Annotated in this window: 19 protein-coding genes; 11 read left to right on the forward strand and 8 right to left on the reverse strand. The window is 63.5% G+C overall.

Features of this window, described 5'->3' with window-relative positions:
- Positions 1–171 precede the first annotated feature (171 nt).
- Positions 172–1,350, reverse strand: coding sequence for an MFS transporter (locus tag DXT74_RS10495; RefSeq protein WP_196783856.1), 1,179 nt, complete (start codon positions 1,348–1,350; stop codon positions 172–174).
- A 15-nt stretch (positions 1,351–1,365) separates the two neighbouring features.
- Positions 1,366–2,100, reverse strand: coding sequence for a hypothetical protein (locus tag DXT74_RS10500; RefSeq protein ID WP_194427893.1), 735 nt, complete (start codon positions 2,098–2,100; stop codon positions 1,366–1,368).
- A gap of 421 nt (positions 2,101–2,521) precedes the next feature.
- Here DXT74_RS10500 and DXT74_RS10505 point away from each other — a divergent pair, with 421 nt between their 5' ends.
- From DXT74_RS10505 to frdD, 7 genes are all read left to right on the forward strand, one after another.
- Positions 2,522–3,073 (forward strand): GNAT family N-acetyltransferase, encoded by a 552-nt coding sequence (locus DXT74_RS10505; RefSeq protein ID WP_043633286.1) that lies wholly within the window; start codon positions 2,522–2,524, stop codon positions 3,071–3,073.
- A gap of 192 nt (positions 3,074–3,265) precedes the next feature.
- Complete coding sequence (locus DXT74_RS10510; protein WP_043633289.1) at positions 3,266–4,591, forward strand: PAS domain-containing methyl-accepting chemotaxis protein; 1,326 nt, start codon at positions 3,266–3,268, stop codon at positions 4,589–4,591.
- 195 nt (positions 4,592–4,786) lie between these two features.
- A complete protein-coding gene (locus DXT74_RS10515; RefSeq protein WP_043633291.1) occupies positions 4,787–6,112 on the forward strand; it encodes an anaerobic C4-dicarboxylate transporter in 1,326 nt (441 codons plus the stop codon).
- A 13-nt stretch (positions 6,113–6,125) separates the two neighbouring features.
- Positions 6,126–7,910 carry a fumarate reductase (quinol) flavoprotein subunit gene (gene frdA / locus DXT74_RS10520; protein WP_043633292.1) on the forward strand — a complete coding sequence of 595 codons (1,785 nt, stop codon included), beginning with the start codon at positions 6,126–6,128 and terminating at the stop codon, positions 7,908–7,910.
- A complete protein-coding gene (locus DXT74_RS10525) occupies positions 7,907–8,683 on the forward strand; it encodes a succinate dehydrogenase/fumarate reductase iron-sulfur subunit (protein ID WP_370551749.1) in 777 nt (258 codons plus the stop codon). The genes frdA and DXT74_RS10525 overlap by 4 nt, the downstream gene beginning before the upstream one ends.
- Positions 8,680–9,078, forward strand: a complete 399-nt coding sequence (locus DXT74_RS10530; RefSeq protein ID WP_043633295.1) for a fumarate reductase — start codon at positions 8,680–8,682, stop codon at positions 9,076–9,078. The genes DXT74_RS10525 and DXT74_RS10530 overlap by 4 nt, the downstream gene beginning before the upstream one ends.
- The gene (gene frdD, locus DXT74_RS10535) at positions 9,075–9,440 is read left to right on the forward strand and encodes a fumarate reductase subunit FrdD (protein ID WP_194427894.1); all 366 of its coding nucleotides are present in this window, start codon (positions 9,075–9,077) and stop codon (positions 9,438–9,440) included. Before DXT74_RS10530 ends, frdD begins: the two co-directional genes overlap by 4 nt.
- Before the next feature lie 74 nt (positions 9,441–9,514).
- On the opposite strand, the gene DXT74_RS10540 is transcribed toward frdD, so the two are convergent.
- Both DXT74_RS10540 and DXT74_RS10545 read right to left on the reverse strand, forming a co-directional pair.
- Positions 9,515–9,763, reverse strand: coding sequence for a hypothetical protein (locus tag DXT74_RS10540; protein WP_194427895.1), 249 nt, complete (start codon positions 9,761–9,763; stop codon positions 9,515–9,517).
- A gap of 120 nt (positions 9,764–9,883) precedes the next feature.
- Positions 9,884–10,777 (reverse strand): LysR family transcriptional regulator, encoded by an 894-nt coding sequence (locus tag DXT74_RS10545; RefSeq protein WP_194427896.1) that lies wholly within the window; start codon positions 10,775–10,777, stop codon positions 9,884–9,886.
- Positions 10,778–10,886: 109 nt separating this feature from the next.
- On the opposite strand from DXT74_RS10545, the gene DXT74_RS10550 reads away from it, so the two are divergent.
- Both DXT74_RS10550 and DXT74_RS10555 read left to right on the forward strand, forming a co-directional pair.
- The gene (locus DXT74_RS10550) at positions 10,887–12,275 is read left to right on the forward strand and encodes an MFS transporter (RefSeq protein WP_194427897.1); all 1,389 of its coding nucleotides are present in this window, start codon (positions 10,887–10,889) and stop codon (positions 12,273–12,275) included.
- Positions 12,272–12,670, forward strand: coding sequence for a DUF4440 domain-containing protein (locus DXT74_RS10555; protein ID WP_194427898.1), 399 nt, complete (start codon positions 12,272–12,274; stop codon positions 12,668–12,670). Before DXT74_RS10550 ends, DXT74_RS10555 begins: the two co-directional genes overlap by 4 nt.
- 6 nt (positions 12,671–12,676) lie before the next feature.
- Here the strand turns inward: DXT74_RS10555 and DXT74_RS10560 are convergent, their stop codons facing one another.
- From DXT74_RS10560 to DXT74_RS10575, 3 genes are all read right to left on the reverse strand, one after another.
- Positions 12,677–13,873: a phosphatidylinositol-specific phospholipase C gene (locus DXT74_RS10560; protein WP_194427899.1), complete on the reverse strand. Its 1,197-nt coding sequence runs from the start codon at positions 13,871–13,873 to the stop codon at positions 12,677–12,679.
- Positions 13,874–14,316: 443 nt separating this feature from the next.
- A complete protein-coding gene (locus DXT74_RS10570; RefSeq protein WP_194427900.1) occupies positions 14,317–15,945 on the reverse strand; it encodes a methyl-accepting chemotaxis protein in 1,629 nt (542 codons plus the stop codon).
- Positions 15,946–16,094: 149 nt separating this feature from the next.
- Positions 16,095–16,409: a sugar-binding domain-containing protein gene (locus DXT74_RS10575; RefSeq protein WP_194427901.1), complete on the reverse strand. Its 315-nt coding sequence runs from the start codon at positions 16,407–16,409 to the stop codon at positions 16,095–16,097.
- On the opposite strand from DXT74_RS10575, the gene DXT74_RS10580 reads away from it, so the two are divergent.
- Positions 16,408–16,716, forward strand: a complete 309-nt coding sequence (locus DXT74_RS10580; protein WP_194427902.1) for a DAK2 domain-containing protein — start codon at positions 16,408–16,410, stop codon at positions 16,714–16,716. The genes DXT74_RS10575 and DXT74_RS10580 overlap by 2 nt on opposite strands.
- Positions 16,717–16,736: 20 nt before the next feature.
- Here the strand turns inward: DXT74_RS10580 and DXT74_RS10585 are convergent, their stop codons facing one another.
- Positions 16,737–18,422, reverse strand: coding sequence for a S8 family serine peptidase (locus DXT74_RS10585; protein WP_194427903.1), 1,686 nt, complete (start codon positions 18,420–18,422; stop codon positions 16,737–16,739).
- A 667-nt stretch (positions 18,423–19,089) separates the two neighbouring features.
- Between DXT74_RS10585 and DXT74_RS10590 the strand changes: the two genes are divergently transcribed.
- The gene (locus DXT74_RS10590) at positions 19,090–19,596 is read left to right on the forward strand and encodes a hypothetical protein (RefSeq protein ID WP_196783858.1); all 507 of its coding nucleotides are present in this window, start codon (positions 19,090–19,092) and stop codon (positions 19,594–19,596) included.
- Positions 19,597–19,623: the final 27 nt, after the last annotated feature.

The raw sequence follows: 19,623 nt of genomic DNA on the forward strand, positions 1-19,623 counted from the left end.
AACGGCATTTTGTTTTGTATTTGTCATTATTTGTCCGGCCGGCGAATTTGCAAGCCGATGCCGAAATTGTATTTCTCAATGCCGGCGATAGGTTTGAAACCTGTTCAAAGCCTTGAGAGTCCGGGCAGGATGGGGCGCACTTACCGTGTGAGGTTGGGTTTTGAGCCGCCTTCAGGAAGGGTTGGCGCTTGCCGGCCGCAAGCCCGGTCCGAAGGGCAGCAACAAGAGCGCGCCGGCCAGGGTCAAAAGCCCGGTGGCGGCGCAGAACCAGGCGATGGGTCTCGGCTCGCTGCTCAGGCCCAGCAGCAGGGAAGCTGAAAAAATGCCCAGGTTCAGCAAGCTGGCGTGATAAGAATTGAGGGTGCCGCGATAGCGTTCGGACAGCGTACTGAGGCGCGCGTGGTGCAAGGGCCCGGCGCAGCCGTAGCCGAAGGCCCAAAGACTGCCGGCCAGCGCCAACTGCCACAAAGCGGCGAGGGGCAGCAGGAAGGACAGGATGCCCAGCGCGGCCGCCAGCGCCGCCGCCGGCAAGGCCGCCTCGCCCAGCCGCCGTTGCAGCGGGGGGCCGCACAGATTCCCCAGCACAACCACCAGGCCGAAGCCGCCGGCGAGCAGACCGCCGCCGGTGGAGCTGAGGGTGAGTTTGCGCGCGGCCACCTCGGCCACTACGGCGCCGAAGCCGGCCACCCAGCCCAGCCACAGATAGCTGACGCACAGCCGCCGCCGCGCGCCGGGTGTGCGCCAGGCGCCGGCCAAGGTGGCCAGAAAGCCGCTGTCCGCCGTCAGGCGGCCGCCGTCGGCGCGGAACAGCCGCCGCACCGCGGCCCATGCCAGCAAACCGGCCGTGGCCAGCGCGTAATAGCTGGCCTGCCAACCCGCGGTATCCGCCAGCCTTCCGGCCAGCGCCGGGGTCAGCACGAAGGCCAGCATCAAGCCGATGAAGACTTGGCCCAGCCTTTGGCCAAGCTGGGCGCGAGGGGCCAGGTCCGCCACCAGCGCCAGCGCATTGGGCTGGATCACCGCCGCGCACAGGCCGCTCAGCGCGGACAGCGCGACGGCCGCGTTCAGGTTGGGCGCGACGGGCAGCAGCGCGCAGCACAAGGCGAAGCCGAGCAGGCCCAGTTGCAACGGGGGTTTGCGGCCGACGCGGTCGGACAGCGGGCCGGCCACCAGCGCGAACACGCCGTAGCACAGCCCGTAAGCGGCGGGCAGATAGGCTATGGCGCTGGAAGGCACGCCGAAATGGCGGCCCATCAAGGCCATCATCGGGCCGGCCGCTACTTCGGCCGAGCCGATGATGAACATGCAGCAGAACAAGGCGGCCAGTTGGGGGCGGCTTATGCTGACCATGCGCGCCCGGAAGAATCAGAAGAAATGAATCTCAAGCCGGATATCCTCGATATATTGCCAATCTATGCCGTACCGGCGGTAGGCGTCCGGATCATAGACGCCGTCATCGTAAGCGTCGTTGGGATCAATGGACAAGCCGGCGCAAATGTAGCGGCGCAGATAGTCGTGGTCGCTGGGCACGATGGCGGCCTTGCCGCCGCTCGACACGTCGAGAATATAGTTGATGTCGCCCACCTGATAACGCTGAATCAGGGCCTCCGCCTGGCTAAAGCCGATGTCGGCCAGCAGGTCGGCGGCAAAGCGGTTGGCCCCCACCTCGAATGACACCCGGTCCTTGCGTTTCTGCGCCGTCATCGGCGGCGGCTGATCCAGGCCGCTGCCCTGTCCTGCGGTTTCGTAATAGTGCAGCGCCGTCTGCACCCCGCGCAGATCGTAAATATAGTCGTAGCGCTTGATGTTCTTGCGCTTGGCCGCGCAGATGAAAATATAATGCCCCAGGCTGTGCAGGATCATGAAGGCGCGCGAGGCCGGCGACACCCCGCGCGAAAAGCGGATCTCGCGTCCCTTGATGATGGTTTTGATATTGAACGGATGAGCGTCGGTTTCGGAATACTCCAACTGATACCGCTGTTGCAACTTGGCTTGCAGCCGTTGCAACTCCTGGGTGGACATCATGGCCAGCACTTTTTCGATCTGAGCGTCGATGTCTTCGACGACAGGATCTTCCAGTACGGCTTGGTCTAGATTCATGGCGAGGCTCCTTCGCAAGTTGGGGTCGATCAAAGAGCGAGCCTGTGCCGCTCGGCGCGCAGGCGCGGCGGCTGAATATTTGTCCTGTCGCATTATGACGAAGCCTGGCTGATAAGGCGCCGGCCGAAAGGCTAGTTTCAACACCGTTTTCACTCCCTCCCGCCACCGCTCTCGGATGATGCGCGCAAGGCAATGCAGGGCTTCTTCTCCGGCGATAGCCCGCACATCCCGGCGGCTTTTAGCCTGCGTCTGCCGACATGAATATCTGGGCCCATCCCGAGGCTCCGCCCGCATATCGGCTTTCTATTGGCGAGCTATCTTCTAGAATGGAATGCGGTCTTTCGCTCTACACAATAAAGCGCGGCCCGGTCCATTTCGCTTGCAGGCGTGGGGCCGGTCCCCCTCATTTCTGGTGCTCGTGATGAATGTGATACCCCCGCCGTCTATCGATATGCAGGGCTTCAGCCTGCGTCCAATGGAAATGCTGGATATTCCTGACTGGTACGATTATCTGCGCCTGCCGGAGGTGGCGCAGCATCTGCGCTGGGTGCTGCAGTCGGCGGCGGATCTGGCGCCCTTGGTGCAGGCCTATCGTTCCGATGAACCGGGCGCGCCGTTGCGGCTGGCCATTGTGGACGATGATCTGGGATGCTTGGCCGGCTCCATTGGTTTTGACGCCGTCTGGCCGGCGGACCGCAGCGCGGAAATCGATTTCGACCTGGCGCCGGCCTATTGGGGGCGCGGGCTGGGCCTGGCGGCCTGCAAGGCGGTTACGGCTTGGGCGTTTGGCGGTTGTCGCTTGTACCGGGTGCAGGCGGTGTCGCGCGACGGCAACCGGCGCGCCGAGCAATTGCTGCGCGGCTGCGGTTTCCAGTACGAGGGGCTGCTGCGCGCATATCGTCAGGTACGAGGCGAGCCGTGCGATTTCAGGATGTTCTCGCGGCTGGCTACAGATCCGGATGCGCAGGGCTGAGCGACTAGCCTGGTTTTTCCTCCTGCCGCCGCCGAAAGGCGGCTTGTTTTTTTGTGAAGCCCCGGCATTTTGGCTACCGAGGCGTGGTAAGTGTTTTTACGGTTTGACATTGGCATGGGTGGCTTTGTAAATAAAAGTGTGGGGGACGAGCGCTGACGGCAAGAACTAAGACTCGAGCGGAAGGGTTGCTGCATGTTCAATATGGCCTTGAAACGCAAATTGCAGGACACAGTGGCGGAGCTGCATAAGCAGCAGGGCGTGTTACAGGCGATTGACCGCTCAATGGCGGTGATAGAGTTTTCTCCGGACGGCGTGGTGCGCTCCGCCAACGCCAATTTCGAAGCGGTGATGGGCTACCGCGCCAGCGAGGTGATAGGCCAGCATCACCGGCTGTTTTGTCCGGCGGAGTTTGTGAGCAGCCCTGAGTACGGCAACTTTTGGAGCCGGCTGCGGCAGGGGCATTTCGTCAGCGACCGCTTCAAGCGCGTGACCAAGAACGGGGATATCGTGTGGTTGGAGGCCAGCTACAACCCGGTTCGCGACGAAGCCGGCCAGGTGACGGCGGTGGTCAAGTTCGCGCTGGACGTGACCAAGTCGGTGCAGGCGGAACTGGAAGCGCGCAATACGATGAAGGCGGTTAGCCGTTCGATGGCGGTGATCGAGTTCTCCGTCGACGGCATTGTGCTGCGCGCCAACAGCAATTTCCTGAACACGGTGGGCTATAGCGAGCAGGAAATCATAGGTCAGCATCACCGGGCTTTCTGTCCGCCTGAATACGTGCACAGTCCTGCCTATGCCGAGTTGTGGCAGCGGCTGAACCAGGGCATCTTCATCGCTGGCAAGTTTGAACGCCGCGACAAGCAGGGCCGGCCCATCTGGCTGGAGGCCAGCTACAACCCCATCGTCAACGACGAGGGGCAAGTCTACAAAGTGATCAAGTTCGCGCTGGACATCACTGAGGAAGAAGAGGCCGCGCAGCGCGACCAGCACCTGGTGAAAGAGGCGCACCGCTTGTCCGCCGCGTCGGACGCGGCCTCGTCCGACGGCTTGGCGGTGATCAAGGACACCATAGGCGAGATGAGTCTGATCGCCAACAGCGCAGAGCGCTCGGTCAAGATCATAGAGGATCTTGACTCCAAGACTTTGCGCATTACCTCCATCGTCAACACCATTCACGAGATTGCCGACCAGACCAATCTGCTGGCCCTGAACGCGGCGATCGAGGCGGCGCGCGCCGGGGAGCAGGGCCGCGGCTTTGCGGTGGTGGCGGACGAGGTGCGCAAGCTGGCCGAGCGCACCAACGCCTCCACCAAGGAAGTGGCCGGCATGATAGACGACATCCGCAACGGCACCTCGTCCGCCAGCGAGAGCATCCATGAAATGCAGGTCAAGGCGCGGATGGGCGAGGAGCACGCCGGCGTGGCCAGTACCTCCATTGATCAGATTCGCAGCAGCACCGCCCAGCTGAGCGAGGTGGTGAGTCATTTTTCGGCGGTGCAGGGGCAGAAAACACTTTAAGAATCTGTTCAAGGGCTATCTTGCTTAGCCGTTATCAAGGTTGGTAGAGCAGGCGGGAAGCCTTGGAGCACAGGCTGCGCTCAATGCCAATGGTCTGTTTTGGAATCGTTGTGGGCCGGACTTGATCAAGGTCTATTAGCCGATGCTGTTAATCCCCTATAACAGCGGAAAACAATGGCTAATAGGGACAAGATCATGTGGGTTTTCTGGATACAATTCGCACTGCTGCTGACGGCGATACTGATGGGCATACGCCGAGGCGGCGTGGCCTTGGGCATGATAGGCGGGCTGGGCGTGGCGGTGCTGTGTTTCGTGTTCCGCGTGGCGCCGGCGGAGCCGCCCATCACCGTGATGCTGATCATTCTGGCGGTGGTCACCGCCTCGGCCACGTTGCAAGTGGCCGGCGGCCTGGATTTCCTGGTGCAGCAGGCGGAGCGGCTGATGCGCCGCCATCCGCAGCAAATCACCTTTCTGGCGCCGCTGTCCACCTTCTTGCTCACCATGTGCGTGGGCACCGGTCACGCGGTGTATTCGCTGCTGCCGGTGATCGCCGACGTTTCTCTCAAAACCCGCATCCGCCCGGAACGGCCGATGGCCATGGCCAGCGTGGCCTCGCAAATGGGCATCACCGCCAGCCCGGCGGCGGCGGCGGTGACCTCGCTGCTGGCGATGACCGCCCATAGCGGCCAGCCGCTGACCCTGTGGCAAATCCTGATGGTGACCGCGCCGGCCGGCCTGCTGGGCGTGTTGGCCGCCGCATGCTGGAGCCTGCGCCGCGGCGTGGAGCTGGACCGCGATCCGGAATTCCTGGCTCGGATGCAAGATCCGAACTTCCGCGCCTCGGTGGAACAATCCGTCACTACCCTGGACAAGACGCTGCCGGCGGCGGCGCGGCAATCGGTGGCGCTGTTCTTCGCCGGTATCTTCGTCATCGTGCTGCTGGCGTTGTTTCCGCAATGGCTGCCGGTGAGCCAGGGCAAGCCGGTGCCCATGACCACGGTGGTGCAGTTCGTGATGCTGGCCTTCGGCGCCTTCATCCTGTTCCGTTCCAACGCCAAGGCGGCGGTCATCGCCCGCTCCGAGGTCTTCACCGCCGGCATGATCGCCGTGGTGTCCATCTTCGGCATCGCCTGGATGAGCGATACCTTCGTCAAGGCCAACGAGCCGCTGTTGGTGGCCAATATCAAGGCCATGGTGGCCTACGCGCCGTGGACCTTCGCGCTGGCGATGTTCGCGGTGTCCGCCTTCGTCAAAAGCCAAGCCGCCACGCTCACCATCATGGTGCCCTTCGGTCTGGCGCTGGGCCTGAGCCCGCACCAGCTGCTGGCCATCATGCCCTCCTGCTACGCCTATTTCTTCTTCGCCTTTTATCCCAGCGACCTGGCGGCCATCAATATGGACCGCAGCGGCACCACCCGCATCGGCAAGTATCTGCTCAACCACAGCTTCATGATGCCGGGGCTGATAGGAGTGGGGGTGTCCACGCTGGCGGCGTACGGATTGACGCATTTGTACTTCTAAGTGAGGAAAGCTTGTGGAAACTTACCAAGCAGACATTGTGATCGTGGGAGCGGGAGGCGCGGGCTTGCGCGCCGCCATCGCCGCCGCCCAGGCGGACCCGGAGTTGCGCATCGCGCTGGTGTCCAAGGTCTACCCGATGCGCAGCCACACCGTGGCGGCCGAAGGAGGCTCCGCCGGGGTCAAGCAGGCGCACGACAGCTTCGATGCCCATTTCAACGACACCGTGTCCGGCGGCGACTGGCTGTGCGAGCAGGACGTGGTGGAATACTTCGTGGCTCAATGCCCTGAGGAAATGGTGCAGCTGGAACACTGGGGCTGCCCGTGGAGCCGCAAGGAGGACGGCAGCGTCAATGTGCGCGCCTTTGGCGGCATGAAGATAGAGCGCACCTGGTTCGCCGCCGACAAAACCGGCTTTCACATGCTGCACACCCTGTTCCAGACCTCCATCCGCTTCCCGTCCATCCGCCGCTTCGACGAATACTTCTGCGCGGATCTGATCGTGGAGGACGGCGAGGCGCGCGGCGTGCTGGCCATCGACATCGCCAGCGGCGACAGCCTGCTGATCGAAGCCGGCGCGGTGGTGATGGCCACCGGCGGCGCCGGCCGGGTGTTCCGCGAGAACACCAACGGCGGCATCGTCACCGGCGACGGCATGGCGCTGGCCTACCGCCACGGTGTGCCGCTGCGCGATATGGAATTCGTCCAATACCACCCCACCTGCATGCCCGGCACCGGCCTGTTGTTCACCGAGGCCTGCCGCGGCGAAGGCGGCCTGCTGGTCAACAAGGACGGCTACCGCTATCTGCAGGATTACGGCCTGGGGCCGGCGGAGGACAAGCCGCGCAACAAATTCATGGAGCTGGGCCCGCGCGACCGCCTGAGCCAGGCCTTCTGGTACGAGCAGCAACAGGGCCGTACCGTGGAAGGCCCATGGGGCTCCGCGGTGTATCTGGACCTGCGCCACCTGGGCCACGCCAAGCTGCGCGAACGGCTGCCGCAAATCTGCGAGCTGGCGGAGGAATTCCTGGGCATAGACCCGGCCAAGGCGCCGATTCCGGTGCGCCCGGCGGTGCACTACACCATGGGCGGCATCCTGGTGGACGGCCGCTGCGCCGCGCCCATGCCCGGCCTGTTCGCCGCCGGCGAATGCTCCAGCGTGGGCATCCACGGCGCCAACCGCCTGGGCTCCAACTCGCTGGCGGAGCTGTCGGTGTTCGGCAAAGTGGCCGGCGAAGAAGCCGCTCGCTGCGCGCGATCGCGCCGTCCCGCGCGGCGCGAAGCGCTGCAAAAGCAGGCCGAGGCCGCCGAGGCGCGCCTTCACGCGCTGCGCGCGCGCGAAGGGGGCGAACGCATCGCCGAACTGCGCCGCGAAATGGCGGAAACCATGGAAGCCGGCTGCGGCATCTACCGTTTGGAAGCCTCGATGCAGGCCACTTGCGACAAGCTGGCGGAACTGAAACAGCGCTTCCGCAATGTGCACGTGGAAGACAAATCCAGCGTCTGGAACAGCGACTGGCTGCTGGCCATCGAGCTGGGCTACCAACTGGACGTGGCCGAGGCGATGGCGCATTCCGCGCTGCAACGCCGCGAATCGCGCGGCGCCCATCAGCGGCTGGACGGCTGCGAACAGCGCGACGACCTCAACTTCCTCAAGCACAGCCTCGCCGTCTACCAGGGCGCGGACGCGCCGCGCATAGACTACGGCGCGGTGAAGATCACCAAATCGCAGCCGGCGGTGCGCGCCTACGGCGCAGCCGGCCTGGCGGCGGAAGCCGCGGCCAAGGAGGGCAAGGCATGAGCGAACACACCATGACCAGACACACGATGACCGCTCAGATCAAGACCATCGCGGTGATGCGCTACCGGCCGGAGCAGGACAGCGAGCCGTGGCTGCAACACTTTGAAGTGCCGTACCGCGACGACATGTCCGTGCTGCAAGCGCTGCAATACATTCGCGATTACCTGGACGGCGGCCTGGCCTTCCGCTGGTCCTGTCGCCAGGCGATTTGCGGCAGCTGCGGCATGATGGTGAACGGCGTGCCCAAGCTGGCCTGCAAGACCTTTCTGCGCGACTACCCGGGCGTGGTGCGCATTGAGGCGCTGAACCACTTCCCGATAGAGCGCGATCTGGTGGTGGTGCTGGACGACTTCATCGCCAAGCTGGAAAGCATCCAGCCCTATATCGTGCCCAAGGAAGACAAGCCGTTGTCCGACGGCGAATACCTGCAAACCCCGGCGCAGATGGATTGGTACGCTCAGTTCAGCAGCTGCATCAACTGCCTGCTGTGCTACGCCGCCTGCCCGCAATACGGCTTGGACGACAAGTTTCTGGGGCCTGGCGCCATCGCGTTGCTGCACCGCTACAACATGGACAGCCGCGACGGCGCGGCCGAAGAGCGGATGGAACTGTTGGCTGCGCAGGAGGGCGTGTTCAACTGCACCGCGGTGGGCTATTGCTCCGAGGTCTGCCCCAAGATGGTGGACCCGGCCAATGCGGTGAACCTCAACAAGACAGCGGTAGCCAGGGATTACTTCCTGCGCTTCGCCCGGCCCAAAGGAGCTTGTAAATGAACAAGCGAAAACCGTATGTCCGGCCAATGGAAGGCTGGTGGCGCAAGAACCCTTACTTCATCGAGTACATGGTGCATGAAGGCACGGCGCTCTTCGTCGCCGGCTACGCGCTGACCCTGCTGTGCGGGCTGTGGCGGCTGAGCCAGGGGGAGGCGGCCTGGAACGGCTTTGTCGCCGCGCTGCAAAGCGCGCCGGCCCTGCTGCTGCACGCGGCGGCGCTGCTGATGATCGCCTACCACAGCTACACCTGGTTCAAGATCATGCCGCGCACGCTGCCGCCGTTGATGCTGGCCGGGCGGCGGGTATCCGCGCTGGCCATCACCGCCGGCGGCCTGGCCGCCGCCGTGGTGTGCTGCGCCGCTTTGTTGATGCTGGTATGGGGGATGACGGCATGAAACCGGGACTGAAACGCTCTCACGCGCCCATCTTCTGGGGCTTGTTTGGCGCCGGCGGCATGCTGGCCGCCTTGTTCGGGCCGATGCTGGTATTCATCACCGGCATCGCCGCGCCGTTGGGCTGGCTGCCTGACGGCGCCGCTGATTACGATACCCTGCGCGCGTTGGCGCAAAGCCTGATCGGCAAGGCGGTGCTGTTCGGCCTGATCGCTCTGCTGCTGTGGCACGCGGCGCACCGCATCTACCACAGCCTGCACGATGTCGGCGTCCACGGCGGACCGTTGGCCAAGGCCTGCACCTATGGGGTGGCGGCGCTGGGCACGCTGGCGGCGGCGGGGTTGTTGTTGGTGGTGGGGTTCTGAGCTCTCATTGTTTTGAGTTGAAACCACCTTGGCAGGGAGGCGCTTGGCGGTGTCGCCCATGCCTGGGGTGGGAGTTAGCGCACCGAGATCAAGACCATCCAGAACAGGGGAAACAGCAAAAACAACAGCGTGAACCCGAACTGGGCTCCGGCCGTGCGCCGGCGCAGCAGCCAGAACACCAAGCAAGTCAGCGCCAGCCAGAATGCGATGGCGAACAGTGCCAGATTGACCATGAAGGCGCCCATGCTGCCCATATCGGCCAGACAGAATTCGGACAAGAGCAAAAGGGCGGGCAGGAGCGAGGCAGCGCGGAGGTAGGACATTCGAGTGGCTTCTTGGGTGTGACGCGGGCATTTTGCATCAAGGTCGCCATTTTGCCCACCGCTCCGCGCGTGCCGGCATGAACGCGGTGCCCAGTGCCGGAGCAATGACCGGGACGTCCGCTAGCCCGCCGCCTCGCGCTCGCGCAAAAAATCGATAAAGGCCCGTACCTTGGCCGGCAGGTGGCGGGTACGCGGGTAGAGCGCGTGAATGCCTTGCTGCGGGAATGTGTGATCGGGCAACAAGCGGCATAGCCGGCCGGCCCGCAGATCGGCGTTGACCAGCCAGTCCGGCAGCAGGGCGACGCCGAGGCCGGCCAATGCGTAGGCCCGTAGGATGGACGCGCTGTCCGAGCTCAGCCGCGCCGGGTGCGGCGGGAGCCAGGATGTCTGGCTCCCGTCCGGCGTGTCCACCAGCCAGGGCGGGGCGTGCTTGAGCCGGCTGTGTCCCAGCCAGGGCAGCCGGCCCAGCGCGGCCAGGTCGCCGGGCTGTTCTTGTGTCAGCAAGGCCGGCGCCGCCACCGGGAAAATATCGAAGCGGGCCAAGGGCACCGCGTGCAGCTCGGCCTCGGGCAAGCTGCCCAGGCGGATGGCGATGTCGAAGCGCTCGGCGATCAGATCGGCATGCAGCGAGGATGTGGACAGCTGCACCTGCAGCGCCGGGTGCAGCTGGGCGAAGGCCTGAATCGCCGGCGCGATCTTGGCCAGGCCGTATTCCAGCGTGGCGGTGACGCGCAGCGCGCCGCTGAGCTCGCCATGTTCGGCGCGGGCGTCGTCTATCGCCAGCCGCGCCTGCTCCAGCATATCGGCGCAGCGCTGGTAAAAGCGCGCGCCGGCGTCGGTCAAGGCCAGGCTGCGGGTGTTGCGGATCAATAGCGCGACGCCGACTTCCTGCTCCAGGCGCTTGATATTGAAGCTGACCACGGCGCGGCTCTGGCCCAGCGCCGCGGCGGCGGCGGTGAAGGAGCCGGCGTCCACCACGGCCTTGAAGGTTTCGAAACGGTCCAGACTGACCATGGCATTGCCTGTTATTGTCAAAAATAGTTTGACAGTTTAGGCGGGATTGGCGGGTTTTTCCATGTGCTGGCGCTGACTATACTCGGCCGCTTTACCGTGGAGGCCGCCGATGCCGCTCCGTTTGAAACTGACCCTGGTGTACCTGCTCGGCTTTGCGCTGGACCTGATCAATATGTTCATCGTCAGCGTCGCCTATCCCGACATCGGCCGCGATTTGCAGGCCTCGCTGGCGCAACTGGCCTGGGTGGGCAACGCCTATATGCTGGGCCTGACCCTGGTGATCCCGCTCAGCGTCTGGCTGGCCGGCGCGTATGGCGAACGGCGGGTGATGCTGCTGTCCCTGGCGCTGTTCATGACGGCCAGCGCGCTGGCGGGCAGCGCCGGGTCGATTGAGGCCTTGATAGGCTGGCGCGCGCTGCAGGGCCTGGGCGGCGGCCTGCTGATTCCTATCGGCCAGGCCATGGTTTACCGGCACTACCCGCCGGCGCAGCGCGCTCGGCTCACCGCCTGGATCATGAGCGTGGCGCTGATCGTGCCAGCGTTGTCGCCAGCGCTGGGCGGCCTGCTGATGGACATGCTGTCCTGGCGCTGGGCGCTGCTGGCCAGTCTGCCGCTGGCCTTGCTGACCTTGCTGTTGGCGGCCGCCTGGCTGCCGCGCGGGGACGTGGCGGCGCGGAGCGGCGCCTTGGACGGCTCCGGCCTGATGCTGGTGGCGCTTGCCATGACCGCGCTGCTGCTGGCCTTAGGCTGGTTGGGCGAAAGCGGCCATGAGCCGCGCGGCGGCGTCGCGTTGGCATTGGCGGCGCTGGCCCTGGCGGCCTATGCGCGCGGAGCCGCCGGCAAGGCCGAGCCGGTGCTGAAGCTGGCGCTGCTGCGCGGGCGTTTGCTGCGCACCGCCATGCTGGTGTACCTGTTTGTGCCCGGCGTGTTCATGGGCGTCAGCCTGGCGGCGATGTTGTATCTGCAAGAGGTGCTCAAGCTGGGCGCTGCGCGGACCGGCGCGCTGATGTTGCCCTGGGCGCTGGCCTCGGCGCTGGCCATTAGCCTGACCCGTCTCGCTTTCAACCGTCACGGCCCCAAGCCCTTGCTGCTGCTGGGCATGGCGGTGCAGAGCGCCGGCATTCTGCTGTTGGCGGTGGGCGTCAGCCGCTATGGCGGGTTGATGGCCGCTTACGGCCTGATGGGTTTCGGCGGCAGCTTGTGCAGCAGCGCCGCGCAAAGCGCCGCCTTTCTGGATGTGGCCGAGACCGAGCTGCGGCAGGCCAGCGCGCTGTGGAACATCAACCGCCAATTCAGCTTCGGCCTGGGCGTGGCCGCAATCAGCATGCTCTTGAACGCCTTGGGCGGCGGCGCCTCCGTGGCCGTCGTCCAGGCCTACCAAGCCTGTTTCTTCATTGCCGCCGGCCTGACCCTGGCGCCGGCGGTGTTCGTGCTGCGCATCCACACCCCGGCGGTGCTGGCCCTGCTGCGGCGTCCCCACTCAGAGAGAACGTCATGACCGACCAAAATCCTTATTTCGACGAAGTGATTGCCACGCATATCGCCATCCGGCAATGGTTTGCCGGCCCGGCGGACGCCGCCGCGCTGGCGGCCTTGATGGCGCGTTTCTCGCCGCGCTTCACCATGGTGGCGCCCAGCGGCGCGTTATTGGACCTGGACGCGCTGCGGCGGCTGTTCGCCGCAGCCGGCGGCGGCAAGCCCGGCCTGGAGATCGTGGTGGATCAACTGGCGCTGCTGGACTGGCACGCCGGCGGCGCGACGGTGGCTTATCGCGAAGCGCAATATCAGGGCGGCTGGTTAAGCAGCCTGCGGCTTGCCACCGCGGTGTTTGAACGCGATGAGGCCGGGGCGCCGCGCTGGCGGCATTTGCAGGAAACCCTTTGCCCCGGCTGAGCGCGGTCAATCGCGGCAGGCGCTGGCATGGCCCAGGTATTCCCAGTCCCCGTTGCTGGACTGATTGGTGGGGAAATACCAATAGCCGCCGCTCTTGCGGCTGCGGAAATAGTCCACCGTTTTGGAGTAGGGGTTGTCGTAGCGGTAGATGTCGCCCAGAGTGGCGCGATCGCCCGCGCTCCAGCGTTTGCAGGTTTTCAGATTGAGCTGGATCAGCGTGTCGATCAGCCCCGGCCCCGGAAAATCGGCCATCACCATGCCCGCGTAAGCCGGACGCTGGCGCTGGATGTATTCCTGGGTCAGCACATTGCTGCCTTCAAAGGCGATGGTGCAGATGCCGATGAAGCAATTGACGCGAGGGAAATCAGGATAGCTGTTTTTCCAGCCCGGGGTTGTCAGGCCGGTGGCCAGCCGCGGCGCGCCGGTGGCCGGGTTGGAATGGCCGCTGGCGATGAAATAGGGAAAGGAGCCGCCGGAGGCGGTCAGATAATTGATGTAGCCGTTGCCGCGCGGACCCGTATTGGCCTGGTTCAGGTGGGCCTTGATCTTCTCCCATTTGCCGTACAAGTCCCAGTTGGTGGAAACGCTGTACTGGCCCTGGATGTTGTAGGCGCCGTAGGAAATGCCGTAACGCTTGCTGCTGGAGAAGTTCTGCAAGAACACGATTTTGCCGCGCACCTCGCGCAAGCTGGGATTGTTGCTGGCGGGAATGGCGATGTAGCCGCTGTAGCGATTGTAGTAGGACTCGAAAATCTGCTGGAAGGACATTGAACTGTTTTCCGGCGTGTGTTCTTCCTTGACCCGGACGAAGAGGGTCTCGCTGGGGTTGGCGCGCAGGAAGGCGCTCATGTCGTTGAGCACATCGCCGAACATCGCCTGCTGGAATACCGGGCCGTGATGGATGGCGAAGCTGTTGGCTATGGAACGCAGGCGGATATCGAAAGCGCGCACGCCGGCGTCCAGCTGGGTGCGTAAGGGCAGGGTTTGGGTGGCGACGCTGTCGCCGCCGTAGCGGCTCATGGTGTCGTGAGTGCCGGGCAGCGACAGCTGGCTGACCGTGAGGCCATCGTCCAGCAGGCCCATCCACTTGGGATGGCGGTAGCTGAAGTTGCTGTCGTGGGAATACGCCGAATGGGCATGGGCGAGGACGGCCGGACTGCTTGCGGCCAGGCTGAGCGAAAGCGCGGCGAAAAGAGTTTTCATGATCGGGTCCCAAGTGAAAGGAAGGGCCGGCGCACGGATGCCGGCTGGCCGACCTTACGACGAGATCATGTTATGCCGATTGCGATTTTTGCTCATTGCGCCCATGCCGTTTCCCCGCTTGCCCGGCCTTGTGTGGTTTTTTTGCGCCGGTGCACAGTCTCGCGGGCAAGAACGAGACTAGGCGTATGGCGGGGAAAGCGGGCGCAGGCGCTAGCGTGGCAGGCATTGAACAGGCTTTTAATCCGTGGCGATGGACTGGATGAAACCGTCGACCAGGGCCGACTCCTGCTGCTTGCGCCAGATGAAGTGAATATCGCTGATCGCCTTTTTGCAGGACCCGGACGGTTACAAGGTGGAATTGATCCAGAAGGGCACCCAGTACGACTGAGCGTGGAGAAGGGCGGGCTCGAGCTTGCCGGGCCCGCCTCGTTTGAAACCGCTTTTTAGAGACGGAAGCGCGCGGTCACGCCCTGCAGGTTTTGCGCCAGCGCGTTGAGCTGGCTGGAGGTGGTGGCCAGTTCTTCCACCGTGGCGCTGTTTTCCTCCGCCATCTGAGATACCCGCTCCATGCTTTGCGCCAGGTTCAGGCTGGCGGTGCGCTGTTCGCTCAGCGCGCTGGTGATGTTGCCGATGGAGTGCACGATGGAGTGAGTGCTGCCTTCGATCTCCTGCATGGAGTCGGTGGCCTGACTGGCGCCGTCGGACACCGTGCCCACGCTGGACAGGCTCTGCTCCATGCTGCCCACCACCCGGTTGGCGCTGCCTTGGATGGAGCCGATCATCTGAGTGATTTCCTGGGCGGAACTGGCGGTGCGTTCCGCCAGCTTGCGCACCTCGTCCGCCACCACCGCGAAGCCGCGGCCCATCTCGCCGGCGCGCGCCGCCTCGATCGCCGCGTTCAAGGCCAGCAAGTTGGTCTGGTCCGCCACGTCGCGGATCACCGTGACGATATTGCCTATCTTCTGCACTTCCTGAGTCAGGCCCTTCATCTGGTCCGAAGTGGCCGCCACCGAGGACGACACCGATTCGATATTGCCCACCGACGCCTTCACCGCATGGCCGCCGCGACTGGCCAGATCGCCGGCCATCGCCGCCTGGCGGGAAGCTTCGTTGGAGTTGTCCGCCACATGGTTGATGCTGACCGTCAGTTCCTCGATGGTGGCGGCGGCTTCGGACGTGGCCTCGGATTGGCGCTGAGCGCCGTGGGCCACTTGCTCGGACATGCTGGCCAGTTCGTGAGCGGAGTCGGACACTTCGTTGGCGTTTTTCTGGATGCTGGCCACCACCTCGCGCAAGCCCTGGCGCATCTCCTGGATATCCTTGGCCATGGCAATGGCTTCGTCGCGCGCGTCGGGAATCCGCTCATCGTGGCCGGACAGATCGCCCTGCTTGATATTGCGCACCAACTGCGCGGATCTCTTCAGCGGCACCGTCACCAGGTTGGCAATGAACATCGCAATCGCCATCGCGGCGATCAAGGCGATCACCGCCACGGTAAGCAGCACCGTCACCGCCTCGCTTTGAGCGGTTTTGCTGGCCTCAATCGACTTTTGCATCAAGTCTTCCTGAAAGTCCGACATCTCTTTCAGCGACTTCAAAAACGCGTTGTTGGCCGGCGCAAAGGTTTTCATCAGAAAGGTTTTGGCTTCCTCATTCTTATTGGCGCGCGCCAAGGCGTACAAGGGTTCAAACTGAGCGCCCAGATGAGTGCTGGCGGCCTTGAGCTTATCAAACAGCTCCTTCCCCTTGGGCGTGGACAGCAGTTTTTCCATCTGGTCCAGATTGGATGCGTTGGCGGCGCGGAGCTCCTCCACCTTCTTGAGGTGGGTCTCTGTCTCTTCCGGCGTTTGCACGATGATGGCGTTGCGGATGGAGCGGCCCACGTCCAGCGTGGTGACGCTGATCTTGTTGGCCAGCATGATCTTGGGGTAGCGGTCCTCGGTCACATCGCGGATCTTGTCCCCGATAGTGTTGAACTTCATTATCGCCACCGCCACGATGATGGCGATCAGGACGATCAGCAGGCCGAAGCCGGCCAGTAGTTTTTGCTTGACGGTCAACTGGTGCAGCATGGAGTGCTCCCCCGGACAGATATTATGTCTAACTTGTGCGTCGGCACGCCTCCCAGCGGCGGCCTCTTGATGAAACATAGTTGCCGAAATGGGCTAGATCAAACCGTCCGCGCATCCGAGGGGGAAAAGGGGGCGCCGTATCGGGCAGCCTAGGCCACCGGTGTCTTGCGAGTGATGTTGTCCAGGCTGATTACCGTCATGGCGTTGACCGTGGTGGTGGCCAGGGTGTCTATCACTCCGGTGCGCAGCGCGCCCAGTAGAGCGGTGGCCTTGGATTGCTCGCTGGCGATGGCGATCACATTGGGGATGCGTTCCAAATCGCTTCGATTGATGCCCAGCACGCGGCCCTGCAGCGTCGTGTTGGCCGGTTGGCCGTAAATGTCGAAGAAGTCATAACCCATCACGTCGCCTATGGTGCCGCCGCGTTTGGCCGCGGCGATCTCGGTCGGGCTGAACCAGCCCATGCGCACGATGCCATGGCGGACATGCTGGATTCGCGGCCCTGGCTGGACGCCGCCGGCTTCGGCGCGGGATGCCTATCAGCAAGCGCTGGCCAGCGGGGAGGGGTGGCCGCAGTGCCTGCGGGCGATGCAAGCGGCGGCGGCGCAGGGCTTGGAGTCCACCCGGATGATGCAGGCCCGGTTGGGGCGCGCCGCCCGCCTGGGCCCGCGTTCCGTGGGGGTGCTGGACGCCGGGGCCGCGTCATGCGAATTACTGCTGCGCACCCTGGAGGAGGCTGTGCTGCGCGCCGTCAAGCCGTCTGCCGGCTGAAGGCGCGCCGCCGCGACGGATCAATCAACGGAGAGGGCTGGCGCGGGCTGCGGCTCGGCCTGAGCCAGCCGCTTGGCGATGAGTACCGCGTTTTCGGCGTTCACCCGGCCATAGCCGTAAAAACGGCTGTGGCCCTTGCCATCGTACTGGCCGCCTTCGCCATCGCCAGGGTGCGAAATCTTGTCGCAACTCTGCGCGATGATGTTGCGCACCTCCTGCCAGCCCAAGGCCGGATGTGCCGCCAGGATCAAGGCCGCTACTCCGGCCGCGCCGGGGCAAGCGCTGGAAGTGCCGCCAAAATCATCGGTGTAATTACCCCACTGGTCCCCGCTGTCGATGCTACCAGAATTGTAGCCGGCCCCGCCGCTGCGATCCGAAGTCCATATGCCGCGGCTGCGTGGCGGCCGGCCATCCGGCTCCGGCTCCGGCCGAATGCTCGGGTCCGGGTGGGTAATATCGGCGCTGGGAAAAGCGCACCAGATCGCATGGCCGTAATCGCTGTAGATGCTGCGCCGGCTGTACTCATTGCAAGCCGCCACCGCCGTCACCTTTTCGTAGCTGGCGTAACCATCGTTATCCACGCTTTCATTGCCGTTGCCGGCCGCAAAAAAGATTACGCAACCCTTGCCGCCCCGTCCTTGCTGGACGGCGTAATCCATCGCCAGCCGCGTACTTGCAGGCAAGGCCGCCACCTGGTGATGCAGCGGGTCGGCCGGGTCGAACCAAGCGCCGTCACTAGGTCCCCAACTGCAACAAATGACGTCGGCGCCTTGATTGGCCGCCCATAAGAAAGAGAAGGCCTCTGCCATCGAGCCCAAATCGCTGGCCAGGCGGATCGGCATCAGCCGCGCCTTGGGGGCCACGCCGCTGGCGCCGTAGCGGCCGCTGGCGCAAGCCACGCCCGCCACCGCCGTGCCATGGTTGTCCCCCGCTTGCTTGGGCCGGGGGTCCGTGCTGGCGGCGGGATCGCTGACATCCGCCGGCGCCACGATCTTGCCCGGCACGGCAAACTCCGGGTGCTCAATATCCACGCCGTCGTCGATCACCGCGATCACAACGCCTTCCCCCTGACTCAGGCGATGCGCCGCCTCCACATTGGCGCTGGCGTCGATTTCCGCCTGATAACTGACCGTGGTTTTCTTCAGATGCCACTGATTCGGGTGAATGGCGCGCCGCTTGCGCTGGCGCAGCAGCTCAGGGTGGCAGTACTCCACCTCCTTGCGTCGCAGCAAATCCAGCGCGGTTTGAAACACCTGCGTGCCGCTGCCCTCCTTGGCCGCGGCAAAATAAGCGTTGGCGGCGTAAGCCGGCCGCTGCTTTACCGTGAGGCCAGCGGCGTGGAGGATGGCCAGGCAGCTTTGCTCATCCAGCGAATCAATAAACTTGATGAATATGTTCTCGGTGTAAATCACCGGCTCGCCAGTGAGCCGGTCAACCAGCGCGCTGCCGGCGAAACGCACCTCAGGCAAACCGCGCAAACTGGTTTTCCGCGTATTGACGGATTGCTGGCCCTGCGGCACCCGGTACACCTCCAAACCCGCATCCGGAAACTGCAATACCAATTCGCCACTGGCGATGCCGGCTGGCATTGTAGCGCTGAGCTTGGCGGAAATCGGCTGATTGTCTCGAGTGCGCACCGCAATTAAATCCTTGCTCTTTTCCAGAAAAAACGAGGGCTCGTTCTTTTTGCCAAATTTGACTTCCATGGGGAATCCTCCATTGGTGTTCAGCGAAAAACCAGGGCAAAACCAATTGCCGTCAATCCCATGCGTTTGACGCCGCATTGCGTGTCATTGCTGCGGAGAATGCGTGGCAATCAAATGCGTAAATCATGACGGACACGGTTTGGAGTCTGGGTTTTCGATATTAATTTCCCCAATCTGCACATTAAAAACAAAGCGAGGACAAAATGCATACATAGCGATGCTATTGTGAGTGAGAAAAATCAGCAGTGAATATAGGGGGTGGGCAAATAGTGTTCGCTTTGAGATTTAATTTCACAATGACGAATCATATATTCTGTTGGGAGAATATTTCAATATGAACAATTTTGCGATGGCGTTTTTTCGCCAGCCAAACTTGGCCAACAACGGAGACGCCAAGGCTAGCCGCCACTGGAGGCGGGGCAATGAACATGGGCTGGTCGATTAGCTGAAATGCACGGCATATTGATTGTAAAAATCCATTTGACATTCATTTTGGGTGAATTATAAATAATGCTGTATGAGTAATTTGGACGCCGCCACATGTCAGCGCTGCGGTGTCAAAAGCGAGTCCACGAATGTTTGCGCGGTCTTGGCGGAAGCCTCCTTGCCGCCCTGCGGCTAGCGGCAAAGCCATCCGGCCTTCCCATTCACCACAAGGAGTTTCACCATGCGCCAAAACGCCCAGAAAACCCCCCTTAACCGCTTGTCCATGGCCATCGCGCTGCTGATTGCCGCCGGCCTGCCCAGTCTGGCCCACGCCGTAGAATGTCGGGCCATCCCCAGCGTCAAGACCAGCGGTGTGTCCGCCAACAACAACGCCGCGGGCGGCCACCTCAACCAGCACATCTACGGCGCCACCCCGCCGGCCGGCACCAGCCAGGTGGGCAAGACTCTGTTCACCAGCGTGGAGGAATACACCGGCTTCTGGAACAACTACGTGGATCCCAAGAAGTACACCGGCGCCGCGGTACAGTGTTCCGGCAACCACGCCCGCCAGAGCGTCACCGTCTACAGCGTGCTGAAGAAGGACAAGATAGGCGGCTATAGCTGCACCGCGGCGGACGCGGCGGGCAGGTGCACCGCGCAGACCCGCTCGCAGTTCTCCAGCGTACAGCTGGATTTTGAGGTGGTGAAGGGCAGCTGGGTTTTGCTGACGGCCTATCCGGTGAACTGAGCAGTCTGGCTGGGCTAGTCTGCTAAG

This window comes from Chromobacterium sp. Rain0013, assembly GCF_015291765.1.
Taxonomy (GTDB): domain Bacteria; phylum Pseudomonadota; class Gammaproteobacteria; order Burkholderiales; family Chromobacteriaceae; genus Chromobacterium; species Chromobacterium haemolyticum.

Bases quoted from the DNA above. Each gene is read 5' to 3' on its own strand.
- DXT74_RS10495 (WP_196783856.1), bottom strand. From the start codon at position 1,350: ATGGTCAGCATAAGCCGCCCCCAACTGGCCGCCTTGTTCTGCTGCATG.
- DXT74_RS10500 (WP_194427893.1), bottom strand. From the start codon at position 2,100: ATGAATCTAGACCAAGCCGTACTGGAAGATCCTGTCGTCGAAGACATC.
- DXT74_RS10505 (WP_043633286.1), top strand. From the start codon at position 2,522: ATGAATGTGATACCCCCGCCGTCTATCGATATGCAGGGCTTCAGCCTG.
- DXT74_RS10510 (WP_043633289.1), top strand. From the start codon at position 3,266: ATGTTCAATATGGCCTTGAAACGCAAATTGCAGGACACAGTGGCGGAG.
- DXT74_RS10515 (WP_043633291.1), top strand. From the start codon at position 4,787: ATGTGGGTTTTCTGGATACAATTCGCACTGCTGCTGACGGCGATACTG.
- DXT74_RS10525 (WP_370551749.1), top strand. From the start codon at position 7,907: ATGAGCGAACACACCATGACCAGACACACGATGACCGCTCAGATCAAG.
- DXT74_RS10530 (WP_043633295.1), top strand. From the start codon at position 8,680: ATGAACAAGCGAAAACCGTATGTCCGGCCAATGGAAGGCTGGTGGCGC.
- frdD (WP_194427894.1), top strand. From the start codon at position 9,075: ATGAAACCGGGACTGAAACGCTCTCACGCGCCCATCTTCTGGGGCTTG.
- DXT74_RS10540 (WP_194427895.1), bottom strand. From the start codon at position 9,763: ATGTCCTACCTCCGCGCTGCCTCGCTCCTGCCCGCCCTTTTGCTCTTG.
- DXT74_RS10545 (WP_194427896.1), bottom strand. From the start codon at position 10,777: ATGGTCAGTCTGGACCGTTTCGAAACCTTCAAGGCCGTGGTGGACGCC.
- DXT74_RS10550 (WP_194427897.1), top strand. From the start codon at position 10,887: ATGCCGCTCCGTTTGAAACTGACCCTGGTGTACCTGCTCGGCTTTGCG.
- DXT74_RS10555 (WP_194427898.1), top strand. From the start codon at position 12,272: ATGACCGACCAAAATCCTTATTTCGACGAAGTGATTGCCACGCATATC.
- DXT74_RS10560 (WP_194427899.1), bottom strand. From the start codon at position 13,873: ATGAAAACTCTTTTCGCCGCGCTTTCGCTCAGCCTGGCCGCAAGCAGT.
- DXT74_RS10570 (WP_194427900.1), bottom strand. From the start codon at position 15,945: ATGCTGCACCAGTTGACCGTCAAGCAAAAACTACTGGCCGGCTTCGGC.
- DXT74_RS10580 (WP_194427902.1), top strand. From the start codon at position 16,408: ATGCGCACGATGCCATGGCGGACATGCTGGATTCGCGGCCCTGGCTGG.
- DXT74_RS10575 (WP_194427901.1), bottom strand. From the start codon at position 16,409: ATGGGCTGGTTCAGCCCGACCGAGATCGCCGCGGCCAAACGCGGCGGC.
- DXT74_RS10585 (WP_194427903.1), bottom strand. From the start codon at position 18,422: ATGGAAGTCAAATTTGGCAAAAAGAACGAGCCCTCGTTTTTTCTGGAA.
- DXT74_RS10590 (WP_196783858.1), top strand. From the start codon at position 19,090: ATGCGCCAAAACGCCCAGAAAACCCCCCTTAACCGCTTGTCCATGGCC.